Annotated in this window: 16 protein-coding genes and 1 pseudogene; 9 read left to right on the top strand and 8 right to left on the bottom strand. The window is 71.4% G+C overall.

Annotated elements, in window-relative coordinates; genetic code table 11:
- The 4 genes and pseudogenes from F8M74_RS05515 to F8M74_RS05530 form a co-directional block, all read right to left on the bottom strand.
- Positions 1-239: pseudogene (locus tag F8M74_RS05515) on the bottom strand (energy transducer TonB); the annotation flags it as partial.
- Positions 240-255: 16 nt separating this feature from the next.
- Positions 256-690, bottom strand: a complete 435-nt coding sequence (locus tag F8M74_RS05520) for a biopolymer transporter ExbD (protein ID WP_011556414.1) — start codon at positions 688-690, stop codon at positions 256-258.
- 3 nt (positions 691-693) lie between these two features.
- Positions 694-1,416 carry a MotA/TolQ/ExbB proton channel family protein gene (locus tag F8M74_RS05525; protein WP_141257857.1) on the bottom strand — a complete coding sequence of 241 codons (723 nt, stop codon included), beginning with the start codon at positions 1,414-1,416 and terminating at the stop codon, positions 694-696.
- Between the two features lie 166 nt (positions 1,417-1,582).
- The gene (locus F8M74_RS05530; protein ID WP_140877445.1) at positions 1,583-2,581 is read right to left on the bottom strand and encodes an aldo/keto reductase family protein; all 999 of its coding nucleotides are present in this window, start codon (positions 2,579-2,581) and stop codon (positions 1,583-1,585) included.
- A 407-nt stretch (positions 2,582-2,988) separates the two neighbouring features.
- On the opposite strand from F8M74_RS05530, the gene F8M74_RS05535 reads away from it, so the two are divergent.
- From F8M74_RS05535 to F8M74_RS05570, 8 genes are all read left to right on the top strand, one after another.
- Positions 2,989-4,566: a hypothetical protein gene (locus tag F8M74_RS05535; protein ID WP_163884336.1), complete on the top strand. Its 1,578-nt coding sequence runs from the start codon at positions 2,989-2,991 to the stop codon at positions 4,564-4,566.
- Position 4,567: 1 nt separating this feature from the next.
- On the top strand, positions 4,568-5,566 hold the full coding sequence (locus F8M74_RS05540) for a MoxR family ATPase (protein ID WP_171410495.1): 999 nt from the start codon (positions 4,568-4,570) through the stop codon (positions 5,564-5,566).
- Complete coding sequence (locus F8M74_RS05545) at positions 5,559-7,313, top strand: hypothetical protein (protein WP_141257858.1); 1,755 nt, start codon at positions 5,559-5,561, stop codon at positions 7,311-7,313. The genes F8M74_RS05540 and F8M74_RS05545 overlap by 8 nt, the downstream gene beginning before the upstream one ends.
- Complete coding sequence (locus tag F8M74_RS05550; protein ID WP_141257859.1) at positions 7,310-8,296, top strand: ABC transporter ATP-binding protein; 987 nt, start codon at positions 7,310-7,312, stop codon at positions 8,294-8,296. Before F8M74_RS05545 ends, F8M74_RS05550 begins: the two co-directional genes overlap by 4 nt.
- Positions 8,293-9,822, top strand: a complete 1,530-nt coding sequence (locus tag F8M74_RS05555; protein WP_141257860.1) for an ABC transporter permease — start codon at positions 8,293-8,295, stop codon at positions 9,820-9,822. Before F8M74_RS05550 ends, F8M74_RS05555 begins: the two co-directional genes overlap by 4 nt.
- An 8-nt stretch (positions 9,823-9,830) precedes the next feature.
- Positions 9,831-10,679 carry a DUF58 domain-containing protein gene (locus tag F8M74_RS05560; protein ID WP_171410496.1) on the top strand — a complete coding sequence of 283 codons (849 nt, stop codon included), beginning with the start codon at positions 9,831-9,833 and terminating at the stop codon, positions 10,677-10,679.
- Positions 10,680-10,725: 46 nt separating this feature from the next.
- Positions 10,726-12,510: a BatA and WFA domain-containing protein gene (locus F8M74_RS05565; protein ID WP_141257862.1), complete on the top strand. Its 1,785-nt coding sequence runs from the start codon at positions 10,726-10,728 to the stop codon at positions 12,508-12,510.
- 124 nt (positions 12,511-12,634) lie between these two features.
- Positions 12,635-15,379 (top strand): VWA domain-containing protein, encoded by a 2,745-nt coding sequence (locus tag F8M74_RS05570; protein WP_141257863.1) that lies wholly within the window; start codon positions 12,635-12,637, stop codon positions 15,377-15,379.
- A gap of 365 nt (positions 15,380-15,744) precedes the next feature.
- Here the strand turns inward: F8M74_RS05570 and trxA are convergent, their stop codons facing one another.
- Positions 15,745-16,074, bottom strand: coding sequence for a thioredoxin (trxA, locus tag F8M74_RS05575; RefSeq protein WP_141257864.1), 330 nt, complete (start codon positions 16,072-16,074; stop codon positions 15,745-15,747).
- Between the two features lie 119 nt (positions 16,075-16,193).
- Positions 16,194-17,102: a LysR family transcriptional regulator gene (locus F8M74_RS05580; RefSeq protein ID WP_171410497.1), complete on the bottom strand. Its 909-nt coding sequence runs from the start codon at positions 17,100-17,102 to the stop codon at positions 16,194-16,196.
- A 350-nt stretch (positions 17,103-17,452) separates the two neighbouring features.
- On the opposite strand from F8M74_RS05580, the gene F8M74_RS05585 reads away from it, so the two are divergent.
- Positions 17,453-18,499 (top strand): hypothetical protein, encoded by a 1,047-nt coding sequence (locus F8M74_RS05585; RefSeq protein WP_141257866.1) that lies wholly within the window; start codon positions 17,453-17,455, stop codon positions 18,497-18,499.
- 58 nt (positions 18,500-18,557) lie between these two features.
- On the opposite strand, the gene F8M74_RS05590 is transcribed toward F8M74_RS05585, so the two are convergent.
- Positions 18,558-23,294 (bottom strand): translocation/assembly module TamB, encoded by a 4,737-nt coding sequence (locus F8M74_RS05590; RefSeq protein ID WP_163884337.1) that lies wholly within the window; start codon positions 23,292-23,294, stop codon positions 18,558-18,560.
- Complete coding sequence (locus F8M74_RS05595; protein ID WP_141279465.1) at positions 23,291-25,438, bottom strand: BamA/TamA family outer membrane protein; 2,148 nt, start codon at positions 25,436-25,438, stop codon at positions 23,291-23,293. The genes F8M74_RS05590 and F8M74_RS05595 overlap by 4 nt, the downstream gene beginning before the upstream one ends.
- Positions 25,439-25,572 lie beyond the last annotated feature (134 nt).

Below are 25,572 nucleotides of genomic sequence, written 5' to 3' on the forward strand. Positions count from 1 at the left end.
GGCTTGGGCGGCTCCTCCGGCTTCGGCGCCTCGGGGGGCGGCGGGGGCGGCTTCACCACCTCCACCATCACCATCTCCACGGGGCGCTTGGCCGCGGGGAGGTTGCGCGAGGCGCCTTCCCCGAGCGCCCAGAAGCCGCCGACGTGAATCCCCAGCGACACGAGCAGGAAGACGCCCACCACGGCCAGTGAGCGGTCGCGTCGGGGCGTCGGAGCGTTGTCGAGGACCGCCTGACTCATGAAGTGACGCCTTGCCTCAGGGGGCTGCGGGCGCGGCCGCGGGGGCTACGTCCTTCTCGATGTTGAGCGCGAACTTGGCGATGCCCTGGCCCTTCACCACGTCGATGAGCCGCATGACGCGGCCGTAGGGCAGAGACTGGTCGGCGCTGATGATGGCGCGCGTCTCCTTGTCCTTGGCCACCGCTTCCTGAACGCGCTTCTCCAGGTCCTTCTCGGTCATCTCGGTGCCGTCGAAGAAGAGCTTGCCCTCCTTGTCCAGCACCACGTTGACCAGGCCCTGCACCGTCTCACCACCGTTGGCGGCTCGGGGCAGGTCCACCTCCACCGTCTCGCGGACGATGAAGTTGGCCGTCACCATGAAGATGATGAGCAGCACCAGCACCACGTCCACCAGCGGGGTGACGTTGATGCCTGTGATTTCGTCGTCGTTGTCCTGCGCGCCGCCCGCCATGGCCTAGCGGGCCTCCGCGGCGCGAGCCGCAGCGGCCGTGCTGGACGCGGGGCGCTCGGCGCGCATGCTGCCCACCAGGGCGTAGCCCAGGGCATTGGCGCGGCTGGTGAGCGTCTTGAGCTGGCGGTTGAAGACGTTGAAGGCCACCACCGCCGGAATCGCCACCGCCAGACCCACGGCCGTGGCGACGAGCGCTTCGGAGATGCCGGCCATGACGGTCTGCTGCATGGCCCCGCCGCCGCCCTGGGCGTTCATCTTCCCCAGGTCATTGAAGGCCTTGATGATGCCCAGCACCGTGCCGAACAGACCGATGAACGGCGCGTTGTTGCCCAGCGTGCCCAGGTACGACAGGAAGCGCTCGTACTGGGGACGCTCACGCGACAACGTGGAGGCAATCACCTGCTCCACCGTGTCCGCGCCCTGGTCGGCGGAGGCCAGGGCCTCGCGGATGATGGCGGCCTCCATGCCCGTCTTGCCTTCGATGGCCTTGCGGGCCACGTCGTACTCGCCGCGGGCCAGCCGCACCGCCAGGGCCTCCGAGTCCGGCAGCCGGTGGCGGGCGAAGTACACCGTGCGCTCCAGCATGATGGCGATGGAGAGCACCGAGAGGATGACGAGCACCCAGAGCACCCATTCGGCGGAGGTGAGCGTCACGCCGAGCAGCTTGCTGCTGAGCCAGCCAAGCTCGGTGTGATTCGTCTGGGCCAGGGAGAGGAAGGGCGTCATGAAGGGAAGCCTGGGTAAAGGTGGGGCACGGGGGTACTCGCAACCCGGTTGCCAACCTGCGGGCCCATGTCTTGTTCCCTTGGCGCGGAAAGTCAAATGGAACGGCTGGGTTGGGTGCCGCCCTCCCGGAAGCGGACGCTCAGGCGCCCGCCCGGGTGGGACGGGCTCAGGGGCGCTGGGCGGGGACGTCGGTCAGGGCTGGATTTCGCTCGATGGCGGGGCCCAGCACCGCGTCAATCCGGCGCAGCAGCTCCGGCTCCAGCTTCACGCCCGCGGCCTTCACGTTGTCGTGTACCTGCTCCGGCCGGGAGGCGCCGACGATGGCGGAGGAGACGCTGGGATTCTGGAGCACCCAGGCCACGGCGAGCTGGGCCATGGAGAGGCCGGCATCCTTCGCCAGCGGGACGAGCTGCTGCACGCGAGTGAGCACGTCATCCGTCATGAAGCGGGTGATGCCGTAGCGCACGGCGTTGGCCTCCGTGGCGCGGCTGCCCACGGGGGGAGCCTGGCCGGGCAGGTACTTGCCGGTGAGGACGCCCTGGGCGATGGGGGACCAGACAATCTGCCCCAGGCCTGCTTCGTCGGAGGCCGGGATGACCTGCGGCTCGATGACGCGGTAGAGCATGGAGTACTGCGGCTGGTTGGAGATGAAGGGCACGCGCAGCTCGCGGGCCAGCGCGGCGCCCTGGCGAATCTGGTCGGCCGTCCATTCGGAGACGCCGATGTACAGCGCCTTGCCCTGGCGGACGATGTCGGCGAACGCGAGCATCGTCTCCTCCAGCGGCGTCTCCACGTCGAAGCGGTGGGCCTGGTACAGGTCTACGTAGTCCGTCTGCAGCCGGCGCAGCGAGCCGTCGATGCTCTCCAGGATGTGCTTGCGCGACAGGCCGCGGTCATTCTTTCCGGGGCCGGTGGGCCAGTACACCTTGGTGAAGAGCTCGTAGCCGGCGCGGCGCTGGCCCTTCAGGGCACGGCCGAGCACTTCCTCGGCGCGGGTTGCCGCGTATACGTCCGCGGTGTCGAAGGTGGTGATGCCCACGTCCAGCGCCGCGCGCACGCAGGCGAGCGCGGCCTCCTCCTCCACCTGGGAGCCGTGGGTGATCCAGTTGCCGTAGGAAATCTCACTGACGACGAGGCCGCTGCGGCCGAGCTTGCGGAAGTGCATGGTGCGCGCGAGCCTAACCGTGGGCCGCCAGGCGCGCACTGCCGCAGACGGGCCACCAGCCGCCAGCCACGCCACCCAGGCGACGTAGACGAGCCGGAAGGGGATGCGCAGCCGGAAGTGGGGTTGTCGCAGCAGTCCGGTGGGCTTGATGGCACTGGGGGACGGTGCGTGGGCCGTCTTTGCCGCGCGGGGCGGCACCTGGGGCAGTCTCGCGTGAAGGCGCGGTCATGGGCACTTCCTCCGCGGGGATGCTGCGTCGGTGTCCGCGAGGCTCGGGCGGTCCGTGCCAGGCGGCGGAAGGGGGGCGTCAATGCACGGCGGGATGCGACCGCTCACACCCGGACCGCGACGGCTGGACGTCGCGTCGCTTGTGGGGAGTGGGCCGAGTAGTCGACACTCGCCGCTTCATGGCTGCCAGTGAAGAACGCCGCTTCCAGGCCCTGGTGCTCGCGCCCATCCGGCGCGTGCAGCGGCGCCTCAACGCGGTGGCATGGGCGGAGGCCGGCATCGTTCCGATGTGGGCCACCGCCACGGCCTGCGTGCTGGCCCGGTTCCTCCTGCGCGGCGCCTTCGTGTGGGCCCTGCCACCGCTTCTGGCGCTGGGGCTGGGCGCGTGGTTCTGGCGTGCGCGTTCCCGGCGGGTGTCGTTGGAGCAGGCGGCGGTGCTCGCGGACCGGTCGGCGAACGCGGGCGGGCTGCTCCTCACCCGGCTGGAGCGCCCGGTGGGGGAGTGGGAACTGGCCGTCAATCAGTTCGCGGGTGGGGTGAAGCCTCCCGACGTGAAGTGGCGGCGCCCGGCCGCGGCGCTCGCGGGCGCGGTGCTGTTCGCGGTGGCGGGCTTCCTGTTGCCCCTGTCCGCGCCACGAGGCCGCGCCGTGAATGCCGCCGCCGCGGCGAAGGTGGCCGCGGTCCAGGCGCAGGCGGAGGCGCTCGCCAAGGAAGAGGTGCTGGAGGAGGCCGTCGAGGACGAACTGCGGCGCCTGGCCGAGGAAGTCTCCGAGGGCCGCTTCGACGCCGGAGATTGGGAGGCCGCCGACGCACTGGAGAAGCGGTTGGCCGAGCAGGCCGCGGAGGCCGCCGCGCAATTGGCTCAGGCCGCGGAAGCCGCGCGGGCGTTGGAGGATGCGCTAGGCGCCGCGGGAGGCGCCGAGGCCGCCACGCGTGAGCGCGAGGCATTGGAGCAGGCGCTGATGGCGCTGGAAGGCGGCTCGTCCGACGGCGCGGAGGGAACGGGGGAGGGCGGGGCGCCGCGTGAATCCGAGAACGGCGAAGCGGCACAGGCGGATGCCACGCGCGCGTCCGGACAAGGAACGCAGGGCGCCGAGGGACCGCAGGGCACGGAAGGTTCGCGGAGTGATCGCTCCGGTGAGGCGCAGGCAGCTGCCCGCGCGCGGGCCTCCGGTTCACCGGACCAGATTGCCAGCCTGCGCGAGGCGCTGGAGCGCAGGCGTCAGTCGCTGGAGAACCGCTTCGATTCGAACAGCCGCAACGGTTCCGATTCGCAGGCCCGTCGCCAGGGTTCTGGCGGCCAGAACTCGGGGCAGGGGCGCCAAGGGCAAGGGCGCCAAGGACAGGGGCAGTCGGGGCGCGGCGGCGAGGGTGAGGGGCAATCCGGCGCGGGCGAGGGGCAATCCAACTCGGGTCAGCAGGGGCATGCGAGCCGGAGCGTGCGGAAGGGCGCGGGTGTGTCACGCGGTGGCGGAAGCCAACCGCTCGTCTTTGGTGACGAGGCGGAGATGAACCCGGAGCGGCTTGCCTTCGAGCCGTTGCCTCCCGGACAGGGGGGCGACGAGGGCGAGGAACTCTGGGGGCTCCGGGCCGCGGACCCTCGGCGGCGCGCGGGCCCGGCCGGGCCTGGCGGCGCGCAGGGCACGCAGGCGCGGGGGGATGCGACGGCGGGGCCCGGTGCGGCGCCGCTGCTTCCCCGCAACCGGGACATGGTGAGGCGGTACTTTGGTGGCGAGTCGTCTGGAAGGGGGCAATGACGTGGCAGCGGAGCTTCTCAGTCCCGCCGAGGCACAGGGAGCGGCGGAGGTGGCGGCCCGGCTCAAGGACGGGCTGAACACCGTCATGCTGGACCAGGAATCCGTCGTCGAGCAGGTGGTGGTGGCGGTGCTCGCGCGCGGGCACGTCCTGCTGGAGGGCCTGCCTGGCCTGGGCAAGACGGAGCTGTGCAAGGCGCTGGCGCGGCTGCTGTCGCTGCCCTTCCGCCGCATCCAATTCACTCCCGACCTGCTACCCGGCGACATCACGGGTACCTACGTGCTGGAAGGCGACGGCCGCCGCGACTTCGTCTTCCGCGAGGGCCCGCTCTTCGCCAGCCTGGTGCTCGCGGACGAAATCAACCGCTCCAGCCCGAAGACGCAGTCCGCGCTGCTGGAGGCCATGCAGGAGCGCAGCGTCACCGTGCTGGGGCAGACCCGTTTGTTGCCGGACCCCTTCTTCGTGCTCGCCACGCAGAACCCCATCGAGCTGGAGGGCACCTATCCGTTGCCGGAGGCGCAGCTCGACCGGTTCCTCTTCCGCATCCAGGTGCCCCCCGTGGGCGCGAAGACGTTGCGCGCGCTGCTCACCACGCGCGTGCGTGGCGCGCCGCCGGAGCTGTCGCCGGTGCTGGACGCGGAGGGCCTGGGCCGCCTCTTCGCCGCGGCGGACCGCGTGCACCTGCCGGGCCCCGTGGCGGACTTCATCGGCCGGTTGGTGGAGGCCTCAGACCCACGCCAACCGTCGGCGCCCGACGCCGTGCGCCGCTTCGTCCGTTATGGCGCCAGTCCTCGCGCGGCGCTCGCGCTCGCCGCCGCCGGGCGCGCGCTGGCGTTGCTGCGAGGCAGGCCCAACGTGGGCTTCGATGACGTGGTGGCCGCCGCGCCTTCCGCCCTCAATCACCGGTTGGTGCTCGCCTACGAGGCCTCGCTGGAGAAGGTCAGCGCGGCGGACGTGGTGCGCGCGCTGCTCCAGGCCGTCCCCGAGGTGCCGCGTGCGTAGCGCGGTACTGACCGCGAGTGTCCTGCTCTGCGCCCTGGGCGGCTCACGGGCCTTCGCCACATCGCTCGCGGACGAGGCCGCGCCCACGGGCTACGGGTATCGCGATGCTTCCGGAACCATTGATACGCGGAACCACGGCGACCTGCGCGTCTCCATCCGGACCAGTGCGCTGAAGCCGGAGCGCGGCTACACCCCCATCGATGTCGTGCTCCAGAACACGGGGCTCGTGCCTCTCCAGGTCCGTCTGACCTTCCAGGGACATTCGAGCTCGGAGCCGCGAACCTCCGAGCGCACCGTGGAGGTGCCGCCGCAACGGCGGCTCGTCACCTGGCTGCCGGTGCCAGCGACAGTTCAGGCGGGGAGCATCCAGGTGGAGTCGCCCGGCCTGTCTCCGCAGACGCTCCTCGCCAACACCCCCGTCTATGTGGAGCGTTCCACGGGAGGGACGGTGTTGGTGCTGGGGACGCTCAAGGACTTCGACGACACGTCGGGGGTGCCTCGGGTGGAGGCGACCGGCAGCCCGCTGTTCTCCGTGCGCACCGTTGACCCGCACGATGCGCCCAGGGAGCTGTCCTCCTATGTGGGCTACTCCGTGGTGATGGTACCGGGAGGCCTGGCTTCCGTGCCCGCGGATGTCTGGGCCGTGCTGGAGTCCTACGTCCTCTCGGGAGGACGGCTCGTCCTGCCGCAGGTGTCGAGCAATCTGACGGAGCATCTGCCGCTGTTCACCGCGGAAGGCTCCAGGGATGCCGTGCCGTATGGCTTCGGCCGGGTGCGGCTGTGTGGCGCCGCGCTCGAATGCGGACAGGCCTTGAACGCGATGCTGGGGGAGTTCATCCCAGGGCCCGTGAAGCCCGCGGGGGCCGCGCCTCGGTGGGAGCGAAGCAACCTGCTCGCCGGGGGCATCACGCCGCTGCTGGACCATGCCAACACGCCTGTGGGGCGGTTCCTGCTACTCATCTTCGCCTTTGTGCTGGCGGTGGGGCCGGGCGGGCTGATGTTGGCGCGGCGCCGAGGGCCGGTGGCGGTGCTGGTGGCGGTGCCCCTGGTGTCGGTCCTCACCTGTGTGGCGCTCGTGACCTGGTCGGTGCTCGTGGATGGTTTCGCCGTGCACTCCGCGCGCTACAGCCTCACGTGGCTGGACGCGGAGCGCTCACGCGCGGTGACGCTCGGCGTCTCCGCCTGGTACGCCAACGTGTCTTCGGGGCCGGTGCGCTTCCCGGCGACGAGCGCGCTGCTGGCACCGGACAATGCCGACGAGATGCTGGTGGACCTGGACTGGACGAATGGCCTGACGGTGACGCATGGCTTCCTGCCGCCACGGACCTATCGTGAGTGGGGCGAGGTAGCCGTGCTGCCTTCGCGCGCGCGGCTCGTCGTCCGGCGGGAGGGCAGCACCGTTCGCGTCCAGAACGCGCTGGGGGCGCGGCTGGAGCAGGGCTATGTCCGGGTGGGGGACCAAAGCTACGCGTTGCCCGCGCTGGATGATGGCGCGGAAGGGACGCTGGGCGAGCCGCTGCCCGCGAGCGCGACACCGGTGAACCAGTTGGTGTCCGGCGTGGGGGGGCCGTCGCTCGCCGAGGGACGTCTGTCAGCGGGCGAGGAGAACTTCCGCGCTCCACTTCCGGAGGGTGGCTTCATCGCGCGCCTGGGGGGCTTGGGGCCGACGCCCTCGTCCGCCGTTGACGTGGAGCTGGAGGCCGGCATCCACCTGGTGCGAGGCCAGTCGGAAGGGGGGCGGCCATGAGCCTGCTGGAGGTGAAGGGACTGCGGCGCGACTACGGGCCGCTGCGCGCGGTGGATGACGTGTCGTTCTCCCTGGAGGCCGGCAGCATCCTGGGCTTCATCGGGCCCAACGGCGCGGGCAAGAGCACCACGCTGCGCATCCTGGCCACGCTGGATGTGCCCACGTCGGGCGAGGTGCTGCTGGACGGACACTCGCTGGTGGATGCGCCGGACCGGGCGCGTCCGCTCATCGGCTACATGCCGGACCGGTACGGCACCTATGACGACGTCACCGTCTTCGAGTTCCTGGACTTCTTCGCGCGCGCCTATGGACTGAAGGGCGCGGCGCGCCGGCAGAGGGTGGAGTCGGTGATGGAGTTCACCGGACTCACGCCCCTGGCGGACCGGCTCACCACCGCGTTGTCCAAGGGCATGCGGCAGCGCGTGGCGCTGGGGCGCACGCTGCTGCACGACCCGTCGCTGCTGCTGCTGGACGAGCCCGCGGACGGGTTGGACCCGCGCGCCCGTATCGAGCTGCGCGAGCTGTTGCGCGCCCTGGCGGACCAGGGCAAGGCGGTCATCATCTCCAGCCACATCCTCACGGAGCTGGCGGAGATCTGCGACACCTGCGCCATCATCGAGCAGGGGCGTCTACTGGCCACCGGGAAGGTGGCGGACCTGCTCCAGCAGCAGGAGATGGGCGCGGCGGTGACGCCCGAGCTGACGGTGCGGCTGGCCGTGGGCGAAGCGGGCAACGCCGTCTGGGAGCGCGCGGAGCGGTTTCTCCTGGAGCAGCCGCGCGTGAAGCGTGTGGCGCGGGAGGGCGAGGCGCTGCGCGTGCGCCTGGAACTGGATGCGGGCGCGGGCCCCGCGCAGGTGGACGCGGCGGCGGCGGTGCTGCTGGCGGCGCTGGTGGCCGCGGGGCTTCCCGTGTGTGCCTTCAGCGCGCGGGAGCGGAACCTCGAGGATGCCTTCATGACGGTGACGAAGGGGAGGGTGGCGTGAGCGCGCCCGTGGATACGGCGATGAGCCCTCCGGCCCCGGAGCCGATGGCTTCGGGTGGTGGCCAGGTCGCGGGCGCGGAGCCCTGGTCGCAGCGGTGGGGGGACCGGCTCAACCCGCTGGTGGTGAAGGAGCTCCGCCAGGGACTGCGCACGCGCGTCTTCTGGGTGTGCTTCGGGTTGATGCTACTGGCGTGCCTGGCGGTGGCGCTGGTGGCCTACGTGGACACGCGCGAGGGCGGCTACTCGCGGCGCGGCCAGGGTTACTTCTTCTCCTTCTTCGTCTGCCTGGGCGTCGCGCACTTCTTCGTCATCCCGTACAGCGCCTACCGCTCGTTGGCGCGTGAGCGCGAGGACGAGACGTGGGTGTTGCTGGTGCTCACCGGCCTGGGGCCGCGCCGCATCCTCCGGGGCAAGGTGGCGTCGTTCCTCGTGCAGGCGGCCCTGTATGCCTCCGCCGCGGGGCCCTTCCTCCTCTTCAGCTACTTCCTCAATGGCATCACGCTGTCCACGATTCTGGTGGTGCTGGCGCTGGGCGGCGCGTGGCTCGTATTCCTCACGGTGGCCAGCGTGTGCGCGGCGACGCTGGCCGACGGCCGCATGGGGCGTGCCTTCGTCCACTTCGGTCTGCTGGGCGCACTGGGCCTGGCGCTGGTGCAGGGCCTGGGCGCGGCCTACGCGATATCGGAGACGGGAGACCGGTTCCTGCATGATGTGGAATTCCGCTATCTGGTGGGCATCGCGCTGATGCTGATGCTCATGGACGGCTGGCTGCTCTTCGAGGCCGCCGCATCCCGACTGTCCCTGCCCACGGAGGACTACACGCGGGGGCCGCGTCGCGCGGTGGGGGTGCAGGTGCTGGTGGGCGTGCTCGTCGGCTGTGCCATCTGGTGGCTGACGGGGCGTAAGCACAGTGTTCCGGAGATGTTCGCGCTCCTGGGCGGCGTCCACCTGTTGGGTGTGGGCATGTTCGTGGTCGCGGACGTGGATGGCCAGGCGCGCCCGCTGCGCGCGACCACCCGGCCCTGGTCCGTGCTGCGGCCCGGCGCGCTGCGGGGCTTCCGCTGGATGGTGTTCCTGCTGGGAGCCTGGAGCGCGCTGTTCTGGGGCTTGCAGGTGGGGTCCTCGGACGTGCCGCTGAAGGGCCTCTCCCTGCGGATGGCCACCCTGGCGTTGCCGGCGTATGGCGTGCTCTTCCTGTCGCTGGCGGTGTGGCTGGGGCGGAAGGTGCGCCCGGACCGGCTGGCCACGCCCGTGGCGGTGCGCTTGATGTTCGTGGCTTCCGTGGCGCTGGCCTCGGCGCTGCCTCCGTTGGTGGCGGTGTTGATGGGATTCGATGGGGATGACCCCGTCCTCAACCTCTTCAACCCCGTGGTGGGCATCGCGAACTTCGCCACGTACGACTACGGGGCGTCCGGGCCGAAGATGTCCTGGGACTTGCTGGGCGCGGTCGTGGGCCTGGCGCTGGTGGCCGCCTTCGGGACGGACCGGATGCTCGTGGCGCGTGAGCGGCGGGCCCACACGTCGTGAGCGAGCGGATGGACGCAGCCGCCGTCGCGCGGCTTGTTCCGGGGCTGGCCCTGGCGCTGCCCAGGGTGCCCCACCGGGGGCTCTTGGGGGAGGTCCGTGCCACGTCCGCGGGCAGCGCGCTGGAGTTGCATGACTTCCGTGCGTACCAGCCCGGGGATGACCTGCGGCAGGTGGACTGGAACGCGGTGGCGCGCACGGGAGAGCTCGTGCTGCGCATCCGCCAGGATGAGGTGTCGCCGCGCGTGGAGGTGGTGCTGGATGGCTCGCGCTCCATGGCGCTGTCCCCGCGCAAGGCCGCGTGCGCGCGGGAGGTGGCGCTGCTGACGGCGGAGGTGGCGGCGCGGCAGGGACTGTCGCCCACGTTGCTGGTGGCTGGTGCCCGGCCGGAGCGTGCTCAGGGACAGGCGTGCCGGGCGGCCTTGGAAGCGGCGGACTTCGACGCGCGGGACGGACTGCCGGAGTCGCTGGGGCGCCTGCCGCCGCTGCGGCCGTGTGGGCTGCGCGTGGTGGTGAGTGACTTCCTCTTCGAAGCGGACCTGCCGGCGTTGTGCGCGCGGCTGGCGCGTGGCGCGTCGGGCCTCTTCCTGGCGCAGGTGCTGGACGCCGAGGACCTGGACCCCGCTGGGGGGGACGGGGCCCGGCTGGTGGATTCGGAGAGCGGCGCGGCGCTGGAGGAGTTGCTGACCGACGAGGTGCTGGCCGCGTACACGCGCCGCTTCGCGGAGCACCAGCGCGGCTTGAGGGGCGCGGCCTTGCGTGCTCGTGGGGCGCTGCTCACCGCACGGGCACAGGATGCGCTGGGCGCGTTGGTCGCGGGGTCGCTGCGGCCTCTGTTCCTCGCGGCGGGTGCGTTGTGAGGGGGCGCTGGGTGGCGGGCATGGAGCGCGTCGCGGGAGGTGACGCGTGAGCTTCGGCTTCCCGTGGGGGCTGCTGGCGCTGGGCGCGCTCGTGCCGCTGGTGGCGGCGTACTTCCTGCGGCGCCGGCAGAAGCCGGTGGTGGTGAGCGCGCTCTTCCTGTGGCGCAGGCCCAGTCCCCGCGCCGAGGCGGGGCCTCGCTGGGAGCGCTTCACGCGGGAGGCGTCGCTGCTGCTGGAGGTGCTGGCGGTGGTGGCCGCCGCGCTCTTCCTGGCGGACGTGCGGTGGGGAGATTCGGCGCGGGTCCGGCACCTGGTGCTGGTGGTGGATGGGAGCCTGTCCATGTCCGCGCGCGGGCCGGACGGTGTGACGGTGTTGGAGCAGGTGCGGCGCGAGGCGGCGGCGCGCGTGGAGTCGGAGGAGGCGACGCAGGTGACGCTGCTGGCCAGTGGCGGCACGCCGCGCATGCTCGCGGGGCCAGAGGCGGAGCCTTCTCGGGCGTTGGCCGCGCTGGAGTCCTTCCTGGCGCAGGGCGCGGACCATGACCCGATGCCCACGCTCATCTGGGCGCAGGAGCTGGCGGGGGCGGGACGGCGCGTGGCCTTCTTCACGGACGTTCCTCCGGTGAACGCGGCCCTGGTGCCCGCGTCCGTGCGGTGGACGGCGCTGGGGACCGCGCGAGGCAACGTGGCGCTGGTCTCCGCGCAGCGGCGCGATGAGGGGCCCACTGCCACGGTGACGCTGAGGGTGGCGCGTTTCGGGGAGGCGCCTGAGGAGGTGGACGTTCGGGTTCGCGCGTTGCCAGGGGCCGGTGCGAAGGCCGGCACGGAGCGGGTGGAACGCGTGCAGCTTCCGGAGGAGGGCACCGCGACGGTCCGGCTGACGTTCCAGGAAGCGGGCGATGTGGAGGTGTCGCTTCCAGACGACGCGTTGCCCGAGGACGGCCAGGTGCGGCTGCCGCCCGCGCCCATGCGCCCCATCGCGGTGGCGTTGGCGCAGGGACTGGGCGCTCCCGAGCAGACCGCACTGGAGCGGTTCCTCGCGGTATCGCCGGAGGTGGCGCGCGGAGCGGAGGGCTCGGCGACGGACGGGGTGTTGGTGCTGGGCCCGCCAGGGACGGATGCGCGGGTGACGGTGGGGGCGGGCGGCGCGCCGCGCACGTTCGTGGGGCCGTTCTTCTCCGAGAAGGGGCACCCGCTGCTGGATGACGTGCAGTTGGCGGGCGTGCGGTGGACGGCAGGGGACAATCCGCCTGGAAAGCCACTGGTGAGCGCCGGGGACGCGGTGCTGGTGTCCGAGGAGGCGGACGGCCGGGTTCACGTCAACGTGGACCTGTCGCGTTCGAACGTGCAGCGCGTGTCCGCGTGGCCGGTGCTGCTGAGCAATCTGGTGCGAGAGGCCCGCCGCACGCGGGAGGGTTTTCCTCGGCGGCAGCTGATGCTGGGCGAGCCGCTGCCGGTGGTGACGCTCGCGGGTGCGCGTTACACGCTCGTGGGACCGGGGGGCAGCCGGCCAGTGTTTGGCGCGGGCGAGGTGACGCTGTCGCCTCCCACCGGGCCGGGGGCTTATTCGCTGGAGCGTGACGGCGATGTGGTGGACACGGCGCAAGTGCTGGCGCTGGACGCCCGGGAGTCGGACCTGCGTGAGCGCGGGAGCGCGGAGGTGCCGGCACGTGAGGCGGGGGAAGACGACGCGGGAGGCAACGCGCCGGGCCGGGCTCGATGGCCTCTGGTTCTTCTGCTCGCCGCGCTGGTGGCGGACTTCTACCTCACGCGGAGGGAGACGCCAGGCGCCCCCGGGGCGAGTGCGGCAAGTACTGGGGGCGCTTCATGAGCGCGTCATTGGTGCGACGGAAGACTTCGATGAAGGCGCGTGAGGTGAGCGCGTGGTGGGTGATGGGACGCCCGGTTCCCGTGCCGCTTGATGCCGCCATGGCTTCCCGGCGCTGGAGCCGCGCATGACCTTCTCCCTCCCGCAGGCGTGGGTGCTGCTGCTGCCGCTGGGCCTCTTCCTCTGGAAGTACGGCCGCCGGCCGGGCCCGCCCATGTGGCTGCGTGCCGCGCTGCTGGTGCTCGTCGTCGGCGCGCTCTCGGGCCCCGAGCTGCGATGGGCCGATGCCGGCAGTGACGTCGTCGTGGTGGTGGACCGCTCCGCGTCCATGCCTCGTGACGTGGACCGCACAGCCCAGGAACTCATCACCCTCCTGGAGTCGCAGCGGCGTCCCGGGGACCGCGTGGGGGTCATCACCTTCGGCCGGGAAGCGCGCGTCGAGCAGCCCCTCTCCACCCTCGGAGGCTTTGGCGGTTTCACGCGCCCCGTGGACACGGAGGCTTCCGACCTGTCCGCCGCGTTGGATGCCGCGAGCGCCCTCATCCCCGACGAGCGCACCGGCCGCGTGCTGGTGCTGTCCGATGGCCGCGCCACGGGCGTGGATGCGCGCGGCGCCGCGCGGCGACTGGCGGCCCGGGGCCTCGCCGTGGACTGGCGCCACATCGCTCGCCCCGAACCGCCGCTCGATGTGGCCGTCGTCTCCGTGGACGTCCCCGCCGCCGTTTCCGAGCGTGAGCCCTTCCAGTTCTCCGCCGTGGTGCAAGCCTCCGCCGCCGTCACCGGCACCGTCCGCCTGGAGCGCAATGGCCGCGTGCTCCTCCAGGGGCCCTTCGACTTCCAGCCGGGCCCCAACGTGCTGCCGCTGCGCGACCTGGTCGAGGAGCCCGGCCTGGTCCGTTACCGGCTCTCCGTGGCCGCTCCCGGCGACGGCGTCGTGGAGAACGACCAGGGCGTCGCCGTGCTGCGCGTGGAGGGCCCGCCCCGGGTGTTGCTGCTCACGAACCAGTCCCGGGGAACGCTCGCGCAGTCGCTCGCCGCTTCGGGGTTGCAACTCGACGTGCGCACGCCGTTCCGCCTCACGTTGGATGACCTGGATGGCGTGGGCACCGTGGTGCTGGAGAACGTGGACGCCAATGCGCTCGGCGAGCCGGGGCTCAACGCGCTGGCGGCCTACGTCGAGCAGGCCGGAGGCGGGCTGGTGATGACCGGCGGACGCAACAGCTTCGGCGAGGGCGGCTTCCGTCGCTCGCCCGTGGAGCCGCTGCTCCCGGTGTCCCTGGAGATGCGCGAGGAGCAGCGTCGCGCGTCCCTGGCGCTGAGCGTGTTGATGGATGCCTCCTGCTCCATGGGGATGACCGTCCCGGATGGGCGGACGAAGATGGAACTGGCCGCCGAGGGCGTCGTGGCCGCCCTGACGCTGCTCAACCCCAAGGACGAGGTCTCCGTGCACATGGTGGACACGGCGGCCCATGAAATCTTCCCGCTCAGCCCGGTGGAGGCGGGGTTGCCCCTGGATGCCGTCGCGCGCGGATTCAGCGGTGGTGGTGGCATCTACGTGGGCGAGGCGCTCCGTGCCGGCCGCACGGAAATCCTCCGCAGCGAGAAGCCCACGCGCCACGTCCTCCTTTTCTCCGACGCAGCGGACTCCGAGGAGCCCGATGACTACCAGCGCACGCTGGCCCACTTGCGCGAGCAGGACGTGACGGTGTCCGTCATCGGGCTGGGCGTGCCCTCGGACCCGGACGCGGACCTGCTCCGGGAAGTGGCCCACCGGGGCGGTGGGCGCGTCTACTTCGCCGAGGACGCGATGAGCCTGCCGCGCATCTTCAGTCAGGAGACGCTCACGGTGGCGCGCGCCACCTTCGTGGATGAACCCGCGTCGCTGGAAGGCGCGCCCGACCTGCCGCTGCTCGGCCGGCTGTCCGCGGATGGGCTGCCCCAGGTGGGCGGCTACAACCTCACCTACCTCAAGCCCCGCGCCAACGTGGCGCTGCGCACCCTGGACACGAATGGCGCGCCCATCCTGGCGATGTGGCCGCGAGGCGCGGGACGCACGGTGGCCTTCACCGCGGAGGTGGACGGGCCGTACACCGGCGAGCTGCGAACGTGGTCCTCCCTGCGCGCGGCCCTGGAAGGGATGGTGCGCTGGACGCTGGCGGGCGCGGCGCCCGTCGGGGACGCGGTGGTGCGCACCGAGCGGCGAGGGCACCTGCTGCGCGTGACGCTGGACCTGCCTCCAGGCGAGGCGCTGCCCGGCGCGGCACCGACGATGGTGCTCCTGCCCGGCGACGGACGCGCCGCGCCGGTGGAGCGTCCGATGCGGTGGGAGGATGAAGACCGGCTCGTCGCCGAGTACCCGCTGGAGGGCAGTGGAACGTGGCACCCGGTGGTACGGCTGGGCGCGAAGGTGCTGCGCGCGCCGCCCGTTACGCTGCCCTACGCGCCGGAGTTCGAGCCCGGCTCCACGAAGGCGGGACTGGAGCTGCTGCGCGCCATCGCGGCGGTAGGAGGCGGCGTGGAGCGCTTGTCCATGACGGGCCTCTTCATGGAGGCCCCGGAGTCGCTGGGCCGCGTGGCGCTGGCGCCGTGGCTGGTGGCCCTGGCGCTGGCCCTGCTGCTGGCGGAGGTGGCCGTGCGCCGCTTCCTCTCCGCGCCACGGCTGCGTGCGTCGCGGACCCGCGAGCGCTTCGTGTCCATTCCCGCGACGCCCACGGCGCCGTCGTCCACTCCGGGAACACGGACAACCCCGACGCCAGCTCCGCCGGCCCGCGAGGGCGATGCGGCTCCGGCGCCAGCGAAGCCGGCCGAGGGCAGCGTGGACTCCGCGCTGGACGCCGCACGAGCCCGGGCCCGCCGACGGCTGGACCGTTGAAACGAAGGCGTTGGTAGAGGTGCGGGCCGCCCCGGACAGGAAGGGGCTGGCACGGAGGAGGGCGACTGTCCGCGGTGGGTACGAGTCGCCCCGAACGAGATGGGGGGATCGGAGATGTGGGGCGACCCGCGCCCTGCGAGACTCACAGGGCGAATGAGTGGATACACGAGCAGTGTATGATTTGCAACACGGGTCTAAAATTATCCGTGAGCGGAATGTGGTGCGGTAGCGCACGTCCTGGCCGGCCCGGGGTGTTGGGCACCAGACAGGGCAGAAGGTGTTCGGACCTGCCCGCTGGCGGCTACAACAACCACTGGACGCGCAACCTGCTGGCCAATACGGCCTGAAGGAAGAGGAGCGCCGCGTCACTCGAGGTGGGTGCGCAGTTCCTGCTCCAGCCTGGCGCGGGGCTGGGCGCCCAGCAGTTGCCGCACCACCTTGCCCTCCTTGAAGAGCAGCAGCGCCGGGACGGCGCGGACGCCATAGCGCATGGCGGACTCCGGATTGTCGTCCACGTCCAGGCTGGTCACCTTCAGCCGGCCCCGGAAATCGGCGGCAATCGCGTCAAGCACGGGGGCGAGCGCACGGCACGGCGGGCACCAGGTAGCGGTGAAGTCCACCAGCACGGGCTCGGATGACTCCAGCACCTCCCGTTGAAAGTGCGCGTCGTCCAGCGGGATGACGTTCGTCGTCATGGCGTGTCCTCCTCGTTCGGCCGGGCGCGTGGGCCCTGCCTGGGTGTGGACACAGGTGTAGTGGCCTCAGCGGGAACGGACGAGCGCCCGCGAGGGAACGCTGTGTTGCGCGAGGTCCCTTACCGGCTCCGGGAGGATGTGGGCTCGGTGGCGTCGTCCCAGGGGAGCGCGGCGCCGCGTTCACTCAACAGCGCCAGGAAGGCGCGCACCTTGGGCGGGAGCTGCCGCCTGCTGGGATAGACGGCGAAGACAGGGATGCCCGGCGGCGTTTCGGTTTCCAGCACCGGAACGAGCAGCCCGCCGCGCACGTCTTCGGCGACGAGCGAGGCGGGCAGTCGCACCACGCCCAGGCCCGCGCGCGCGGCCGCTTGTCCCGCGCGCACGCTGGGGACGCGCAGCCGCCCCGTCACCGGCAGGCTCTTCGCGCCGCGGCCCTCGCCGAAGAACCAGACCTCGTCGGTGCCGGGCGCGGCGAGCACGACGCAGGCATGACCTTGCAGCTCCGCCGAGGTTCGGGGTGTCCCTTGCCTCGCGAGATAGGCGGGGCTGGCGTAGTAGCCGGTGCGAAGGCGCCCGAGCCTTCGGGCCACCATGGCGGAGTCCGCGAGCGGGCCGGTCCGCAGCGCCAGGTCGTACTCCTCGGAGATGAGGTCCACGTGCGCTTCGGCGAGTGAGACTTCCACGCGGAGCAGGGGATTGCGCAACAGCAGCTCGGCGATGAGCGGTGTCAGCAGCTCGCCCAGCAGTGAGAGCGTGGCGATGCGCAAGGTGCCCTGCGGCGTGACACGTGACTCGCCGAGCGCGCGATTCACCTCGCGAGCCTCCGCCACCAGCCGCGCGCAGTGGGCGTGGTAGTCGCGGCCCACCTCCGTGAGCCGGAGCCCGCGCGTATTGCGCTCGATGAGCCGGACGCCGAGCCGCTCCTCCAATGCCGCGAGGCGGCGGCTCACCGTGGACTTGCGCAGCCCCAGCCGCTCCGCCGCGGCGGTGATGCCACCGGTCGCCACCACCTCGGTGAAGAGGAGCATGTCATCCAGGAGGGGCGGGCTCGCGGGCACGCGGTCAGCCTAACAGGACGGGCAGAACGCTCAGGGCGCCACGGTGGGGATGCACGGGGCCGGTCCGTCTCCGGCGTCGTCCGCCGCCCTTCGCCAGCGTGGACGTGCCTCATGGTGGGTACGCGACTCCCGGCGCCCGCGCTCTGTCTGTGTGGCCAGGGTGACGGATTCAGCATGACACCAATAATCCGTCAGGCATTAAAGATAAGAAATTCTTGAATAATGTTTCACGCGGCTGGAGCCTCGGATTCCCCCAGGCCGTGTCCGGTGGACGGTGAGCACCGCTCTCCGGGTTCGCGGCCCATCCCCCCGAGGACGCGATGAAGACGCGATTGTGGTTGCTCCTGGTGCCCGCGTTGGTAGCGGCCGGCTGTGGTCCCATCGACGCGGCAGATGAGCCCGTCATCGATGAGCTGACCGGCCAGGTGCTGCTGGAGGCCACCACGAAGTACGACATGCACCGGCTGCTGGAGGACACCGACATCACCGGTGGCCAGTGGATTACCACCGCGCAGGTGCAGGCCTTCCTCCAGCAGAACAACTCGTTCCTGGCGAACTACCGGGACCCGGCCTTCAGCAACAAGACGGCCGCCGCGCTCATCGTCGAGCGCTCCAAGGCCTTTGGCATCAGCCCGCTGTACATGCTGGCCCGCATCCAGGTGGAGTCCAGCCTCGTCCAGAGCGGCAACTCCAACAACCTGGCCAAGGCCACCGGCTGTGGCTGTCCGGACACCAGCGGCTGTGACGCGCAATACGTGGGCTTCGGCAAGCAGATTGACTGCTCCGCCAAGAAGCTGCGCGGCTACCTGACGGACCTGGACGCGGGCCGTGCCACCATCTCCGGCTGGCGCGTGGGCGTGACGAAGTCCACGTCGGACCCGTGCTCGGTGCGTCCCGTCAACAAGGCGACGGCGGCGCTCTACACGTACACGCCCTGGGTGGGCGCGTATGCCCTCCAGTGCGGCCGCACCAACGTGGGCGGCTCGTCGCTGGTGTCCGTCGTCTACCACCGCTACGAGTCGGCCTATGCGTGGGGCTCCGCCTCCGGCTGCTACTCCGAGACGGCCGACACCACCGTGCCGGAGCTCGGCTGCGTGCAGAGCTCGTCGGACGCCATGTGGCGGCAGTGCCAGTCGGGCGCCTTCACCGCGGGCAGCACCACCAAGCCCACGAACTGCACCGCGTCCTACGGTTGGTGCTCCTCCGCCACGCTGGGCCGCTCCGTGCCAGCGCGCACCTGTGTGCAGTCCACGGGCGACCAGCAGTGGCACCAGTGCGGCGCCAACAGCGCGTGGCTGAGCGCGCCGTCCGCGCCCATTTCCGGCGCGGGCCCCGCGGGTTCGTGCTTCGCGATGTACGGCCTCTAGTCGTCGAAGCGGCGGCTCCCGCCCGGAAGGACGGGAGCCCGCCGTGTCCCAGCGAGCCTCAGTACTGGTTGGTCCAGATGAGGTCCAACCCGCCCGAGCGCGCGTCGCCGTACTGGCCTTCCAGGCTCCAGCGCGTGCCCAGCTGGTACTCGAAGCGCACCGCGTTGGCGTTCTCTCCCTGCTGGAGGTTGGCGCCCACGCGGCCGGTGTAGCCGACGTAGATTTTGTCCGTCACGTAGGTGCCGACTTCCAGCTTGGTGCCCGCGATGCCGGAGGCCCCCGCCTCGATGGAGACCACGTCCAGGGGCAGCTTCGCGGCCAGGGCCTTGCGGGCCTCGTTGGCCACCAGCGAGCCCACCACGGACGCGGCCTGCGCGCTGGCGTTCATGGAGGCACCGGAGCTGCGCTCCAGCGTGCGCCGGCCCGTCGCCAGCAGCGTGTAGATTTCCGACTCCGGCAGCGGCGGGTCACTGGTGGGCTTGAGCGTGATTTCCCGCCCCTGGCCCCGGATGGTGACGAACACGGTGACCTTGGCGCTGTCGTTGCGATGCTCGGCGGTGACGTTGATGTACGGCGCCATGGCCGGGCCGGTGAAGCGCACCTGGCTGTCGCGCTGGATGTCGAAGCGGCGGCCGAGCACGTCCACGCGTCCGCGCAGCACGCGCACTTCACCGAACAGGCGCGCCACGTCCGTGTATTCGACGCGAAAGTCATCCGACAGTCCCAGCTCCGCGTTGATGTCGGAGCCCTTCACCCAGAGGTTGCGGGGCGCATTCACATTCACCCAGAACACAATGGGTGGCGTGGCCGTTTCCTCCTCGTCTTCCACCGCTACGCCCTCCGCCGGGGCCGCGCCTTCCACGGGTGTCTCGTCGGGATTCGCCGGGGGCTGCGCCTGGGCCGCTTCCTTGCGCTTCTTGCGGTCCAGCGGCTCTCCGTTGCGCACCAGCACCACGTCACCGGGCCGCTCCAGCGCCTGCAGGTCCTTGCGCTTGGCTTCCGGCAGCTCGATGGTGGCCTCGGGGATGGTGACGTTGCGCAGGTTGACCAGTCGCTGGGACAGCGTGCCCTCCACCTTCGCGCGCAGGCTCACCAGCGCCAAGAGCTGGTCGTCGACGATGATGGGGAAGTTGCGCATCACCAGCGGCGGGTCGGACGTTCCGGGGCTGGACAGCTCGTACTCATTCCGGGCGTTGAGCACCGCGGTCAGCGGCGAGTTGAGGTTGAGTGAGCCGTTGCCGGCCTTCGCCGACAGCGTCGTGATGGCGATGGATTCGCGGCTGGCCTTCAGGGCGAGCTGGATGTCGCGGTACTCGCCCAGGCCCATCAGCCCCAGCTTGCCGTCTTTCCACTCCAGGCTGCCGTTGATGCTGGGCGCGCCCAACGTGCCGGCGACGCTGGCGTCCGCCTGGAGCACGCCGCCGATGCTGCGCAGCATCTCCACCGTGCCGGACAGGAAGGCCGGGTCGAAGTTGCGCGCCTTGAGCGCGACCTCCACCGGCGCGTTGTTTGTCTGGAGTCCCCGGTTGAGCGCGGGCAGTGACACGTCCAGGCCCAGGCCTCCGTTCACCAGCATGGTGCCGCCGCCAGGCTCGGTGAGCAGCAGGTCAAAGCGGGAGCGGGTGTCCCTGTACGTGTAGTTCAGGCGCACCTGGCCCAGCCCCGTGTTGCCCACGCCCAGGTCCTGCACGCCGGCGGTGAGCTCCATCTGCGGCGTGTCGAGCGTGCCCCGCGCGCCCAGCTCCATGGCCAGCACGCCCTGGATGCCTTGGGGCCGGCCGCCCTGCGGTGGCGGCGCGCCCTCTGTCACGGGAGACGCCGGGGTGGCCAGGCCGGGAATCTCCTGCAACGGCACCGGGCCCACGCGGCCGGTGATGTCGAAGGGGATGTGGCCGTAGACCTCGCGGTCCTGGAGCGCGCCCAGCGGGGCCGCCAGCGTGGCCGTCAGTTGCGCCAGCGGTCCGTCCTGGCGCTGCGCGTTCAGCGTGAGCTTCACGTCCTTGTCGTCGCCCACGACGCTGAGCTGCCCGTTCATGGGCGGCAGCCCGTTCATCGTCACCGCGTTGGCCTGCACGCGCAGCGTCGCCTGGGGCACCAGCACCGAGCCCTCGAAGTCCAGCTGCGCCGTCACCGTGCCGCCCGGCTGCTGCACGCCGCTCATGCCCTTGAGCAGGGTGAGGGGCAGCTGCGTCACGCGGGCCTCCACGCCCAGCGTCGTCGCCAGGAGCTCATCGGGCGTGGGCGGCTTCGCCATCAGCCCGCCCACCGTGAAGGGCGTCCGCAGGGCCAGGTACGTCTGCGAGCCCAGGCCCTCCACGTCCAGGCGCGCATCCAGCGTGTGGTCCTCGCGGTCGGACGCGGCGCGCAGTTGGAAGGCCAGCGGCACGGGCAGAGAGAAGCCCGGCGGCGGCGCCTGGTAGCGCACGTCCTGCCCGCGGAGGGTGAAGTCCAGCAGGGGCTCACGCGCGGGGCCTTCCACGGTCAGCGTGCCGGCCAGCCGGCCGCTGGCGCTCTCGGGCTGGCCCGCGAGCTTCATGGCGCCGGCGATGTCCAGGTCCTCCAGATTCAGGCGCACGGACATCGCATCGCGCCGGCGCTTGAGCACGCCCTGCACCGGCACGTCGAACTCGGCGGCGAGCCGCGCCACGGGCAGGCTGGCCGCCAGCGTCCCGGTGGCGCGGTCCTTCACGTAGCGCGCCTTCAGCTTCGCCTGAAGCCCCTCGTAGCCCTGCGCGCTGCCGTCTTCCAGCCGCAGGTCGGTCTCCGCGTCGGGGCGCGCCATCGTCCCGCTGACGGCGGCGTGGCCTGTCAGCCTGCCGCCCAGGCCCAGCGACTCCGGGACGAAGGACCTGGGCAGCCGCGACAAATCGAACGCGCCCAATTCCACGCGCGCGTTGACGCGCTGGCCGCGCATCGCGCCCTGCAGCGACAGCGTCTGCCCCTCCGACGCGAGCCGCAGCGGAGGCGTCACCTCGACGTTGCCTCCGCCGAAGCCCAGGTGCGTGGGCGCCTGGAGCGTCCAGGTGGCCTCCGGCCAGAACAGCGCCAGCTGCCGGATGGCCAGCCCCTGGCGATTGCCATCCACCTGGCCACTGAGCGTGAGCCCCAGCTCCGCGTCTCCCGCAACGCGCACGCTGGCCTCCAGCGCACGCTCCTGCGTGGCCAGCGTGACGGCGACGTCGCGCAAGTCCCGTCCGCCCGCGTTCAGCCGGGACACCACCAGCGTGGCGTTGGACGTGAGGGGGTGGCTGACGTCCGGCATCTCCAGCTTCAGGGACACGTCCTGCGCCGCCACGTCGCCGTACCGCAGCGCCGCGAAGCCACCGTCGACCTTCACGGCGGGCGTGCGCAGCGGGCCCTTCACGGAGAAGTCCAACGTGCCGTTGCCCGCCATGGGGGCCACCACGCCCGGCATCAGCTTGGACAGCATCTGCGAGAGCAGGGCGAGGTTGCCGGCGGTGAGGCCGCCTTCCAGGTTCACCGACTCCGCTGTGCCGGCTCCCTTGGCCTGCAGCGCCACGCCCGGCGCGAGCATCCGCAGCCGCATCAGCGAATACCGGCCCTCCTTCGCGCTGGCCTCCAACTCCACCGGACCCAGCGGCTGGCCCAGGTATTGGGATGGGGACACGGTGAGCTTCACCTCGCCTTCCATCGACTCCAGGCTCGTGCCTCCGCCCTTCGCGTCCAGGTCCGCGGCGATGCGCGTCTTGGGGCCCTGCGACATCAGCTCCGACAGGTCCACGTCGCGCACCTTCACGGACAGGCCGTCGGTGCGCATCCGCTCCAAATCCATGTCGCCCTTCACGGACAAGGAAGCGCTGGCGGCCTTCGCGGTGACGTCCACCCGCGCCGCGTCGCCGTCCAGTCCGGCGGAGCCCTCCGCGGACACCGGCACCCGCAACGGCCAGGTGGGCACGAAGGCCCGCAGCAGGTCGGGCGGCGCGGACAGGCGCCGCAGCTCCAGTCCTGCTTGGAGCTGGCCCTCCGGCACGCCCGGCGGCGTCTCTGGAGGGAGCTTCGCGCGGCCGCTGGCGTCCAGCACCAGCCCCGCGGCCTCCAGGTCGACATCGCCTTCGAAGGCGCCCTCTTCGCCGCGGGCCTTCAGCGCCAGCCGCACGGGCCCGGGCACGGGACGGGCGAGGCTCGCGGTGGCGTCCAGGTTCGCGCCCACGCCCTGCGTCGCGGCGGCGTAGCGGGCCGAGCCCCGGGCATCCAGGTCCTCCAGCCGCATCTGCCGCTCACCGCCTTCGGGCAACGCCTGGCGGAAGTCGACGTAGCCGTCCTCGAGCACGAGCTCGTGCAAGTCCAGCCTCAGCGAGCCGCGGCCCTTAGAGGGCTCCTCGGGGCTGGGCGTGCGGGGCTCCAACGCGCGCGTCAGGTTCAGTCCGCGCTCGTCCTGGGCCAGATACAGGCGCGGATGCTCGATGCGCGCGGAGGGGAGGTCCACGTGCTGGCGCACCAGCCCCGCCAGCCGCGCGCGAACGTCCACCCGGGCGATGTCCGCCACCAGCTCGCCTTCAGGGTCATACAGCTTCACGTCCTCGAGGATGGCGCCGCTCAGGGACAGGTCCAGGCGCCCCAGTTCCAGCCGGCCGGAGAGCTGCTCATTGGCCAGCGCGAGTCCCTTCTGGACGAGCCAGGCCTCTCCGCGCGACGTCGTGGCGAAGACGAGCACGCCCGCGCCGACGAGCACGATGAGGCCCACGAGGCCCAGCAGGCCCCACAGCACGCGGCGGCCCCAGCGCGCGGGCCGGCGGGGTGGGGGAGGCGCGGCGCTCGGGGGGGATTCCGTCAAAACGCCTCTCCAATCGACAGGTGCAGCGCGCACAGCCCGTCCGGAGCGCCCGCGAACGCGCCGCTGGGCGTCGTCGGACCCGTGGGCCTCCAGCGGCTGCCAATGCCGAAGCAGCCTCCGGCTTCGGGATAGATGTATCCCGGGGTTGAAACGGGCAATCCCCTGCCGATGTTCAACCGCCGGGCGATATCCAGCCGGACGGGCCCCACGACGGTCAGGTATCGCAGCCCCATGCCCACGGCGTGGTAGTGCTCGGGGCCGAAGAGCTTGGGCCGGTTCGCGTGGGCGAAGCTCTCGATGCCCACCAGGCCCGTGTCGTAGAAGGCGGCCACCATCAGGCTCTCCGTGAACTGGTAGCGCATCTCCACCGAGGTCTCGAAGAGGCTGTTGCCACCCACGGGAACGGTGTCCCATTCCTCGTCCTGGACGACATCCGGGTTGCCGTCGCCGTCCACGTCCGCCGTGCGCTGCAGGGCGGCCAGGGGGGACAGTCGCTGGCCGTTGAAGCCCCGCATGAACGTGCCACCGCCCGAGAAGAAGCGGGTGACGATGGAGCTCTGGCCGCCGCCCGCGGGGTTCAACGTGCCCGCGCGCACCTTCGCCGCCAGGATGAACCGCTTGTCCTCGCCGAACGAACGGTAGACGCGCAGGTCGGGCAGCAGGCGGACGTAGTTGAAGTCTCCCATGAGGAGCGTGCCTCCGCCCTTCTGGACGGAGAGGGAGAGGTAGTAGCCGTCGCGCGGCTCGATGACGTCATCGCGCCGGTCCCAGGTGAAGGCCAGCTCCAGGAAGCTGAGCGCCACGTTGCACTGTGCCTGGCCCTCGCCGCAGCCCAGGACGATGGGCGGCACCCGGGAGTCCGCGCTGACGCGGCCGCTGAGCCGGTACATCTGGAGGTTGTACGACGGGAAGATGGAGAAGTCGGGGTGCGGCTGCCAGATGACACCCGTCTGGAGCCTGCCGCCCCAGAAGTCATAGGCCTGCTCCAGGCCCTTCTCCACGCTGAGCGAGTTCTGCGCCCGCAAGTCCCTGAAGAGGAAGCGGGGCTGCTCGTACTCGGCGGTGACGTCGAAGACAGGACCGTCCTTGTTGAAGTTGAGGACGTTGGGGATGAAGGCGTAGCCCAGCCGGCCGCGGACGGTGAAGCGGCGCAGCCCGCCGCCGAAGTTGCGGTGGGTCCACTCGCCCACCGCGCGGACCTCCTGCCGGGCCGCGTCCACGCCCAGGCCGCCGCCCAGCCGCACGGAGCGGAAGGGCGCCTCGCGCACGTCCACCACCACCGGCACCGTGCCGGATTCGCGGTCCGGCGCGCCGCGGTTCACCTTCACCGCGCCGAACACGCCCATGCGGAACACGCGCGCCTGCGCGTTGGCCAGCGCCGTCTCGCTGTACCAGTCCCCCTTCTTCAGCGCGCCCGTCACCTGCTCGATGATGCGGCGCGGAGGCACCTGGGGATTGGCGTCCGTGGCGACGAAGGTGTTGCCGAAGCGGTAGCGAATGCCGGGCCGGGTGCGCAATTCCACCACCGCCTGCCTTGTGTCCACGTCCACCCGGACCTCGCCGTCGACTTCGGCCTCGGCGTAGGCCAGCTCGCGCAGCCGCTCCTGGACGCGGACCTTTGCCTCCTCCCAGGACTCTTCCTTGAAGACGTCGCCTTCGTGCAGGGGCAGTCCGTCCAGCACGTACTTGCGGTGCTCCTCGCGCACGTCCTCCGGCAGGGTGTCCAGGCCCGTCACCTGGATTGCGCTGATGCGGGTGGGTTCGCCCTCCTGCACGCTGATGTCGATGGCGACCTTGTCGTCACCGGCCGGCTTCACCTCGGCGTTCGTGACTTTCGCCTGGTAGAAGCCCTGGGCCTGGTAGTACCGCTCGATGCGGCGCAGGTCCGCCTGCCACGCGTTGGCGTCGAAGTAGCTGGGGCCGCCAAAGGGCCAGAAGCCCCAGAAGGGCGTGGCGGTGGTGAGGATGCGGTCCTTGATGGCGCCCTCGCTCACCTGGTCCGTTCCCTGGATTTCCAGGTCGGTGACCTTGGGCCCCGAGGGGGGCGGCGCATTCGTGGTGGCGCAGGCCGCGGTGAGCAGCAGCGCGAGCGGAGTGGCAAGGCGGAGGTATCTGAGCAGGTCGGCGGCCACGGGATGTTTCATAGCCGGAAGGCTCGCGGCCCCAACACTTCTTCCGTCCAGGATGGCAATGCTTTGTCGCATACCGGGACGTCGGGTCAAACCCCAGTGTCCGGTGTCGCGGCATGGCGCCTCGCGAAGACGTGCAAGCCGCGCCC

It is taken from the genome of Myxococcus sp. CA023 (assembly GCF_010998615.1).
Classification (GTDB): domain Bacteria; phylum Myxococcota; class Myxococcia; order Myxococcales; family Myxococcaceae; genus Myxococcus.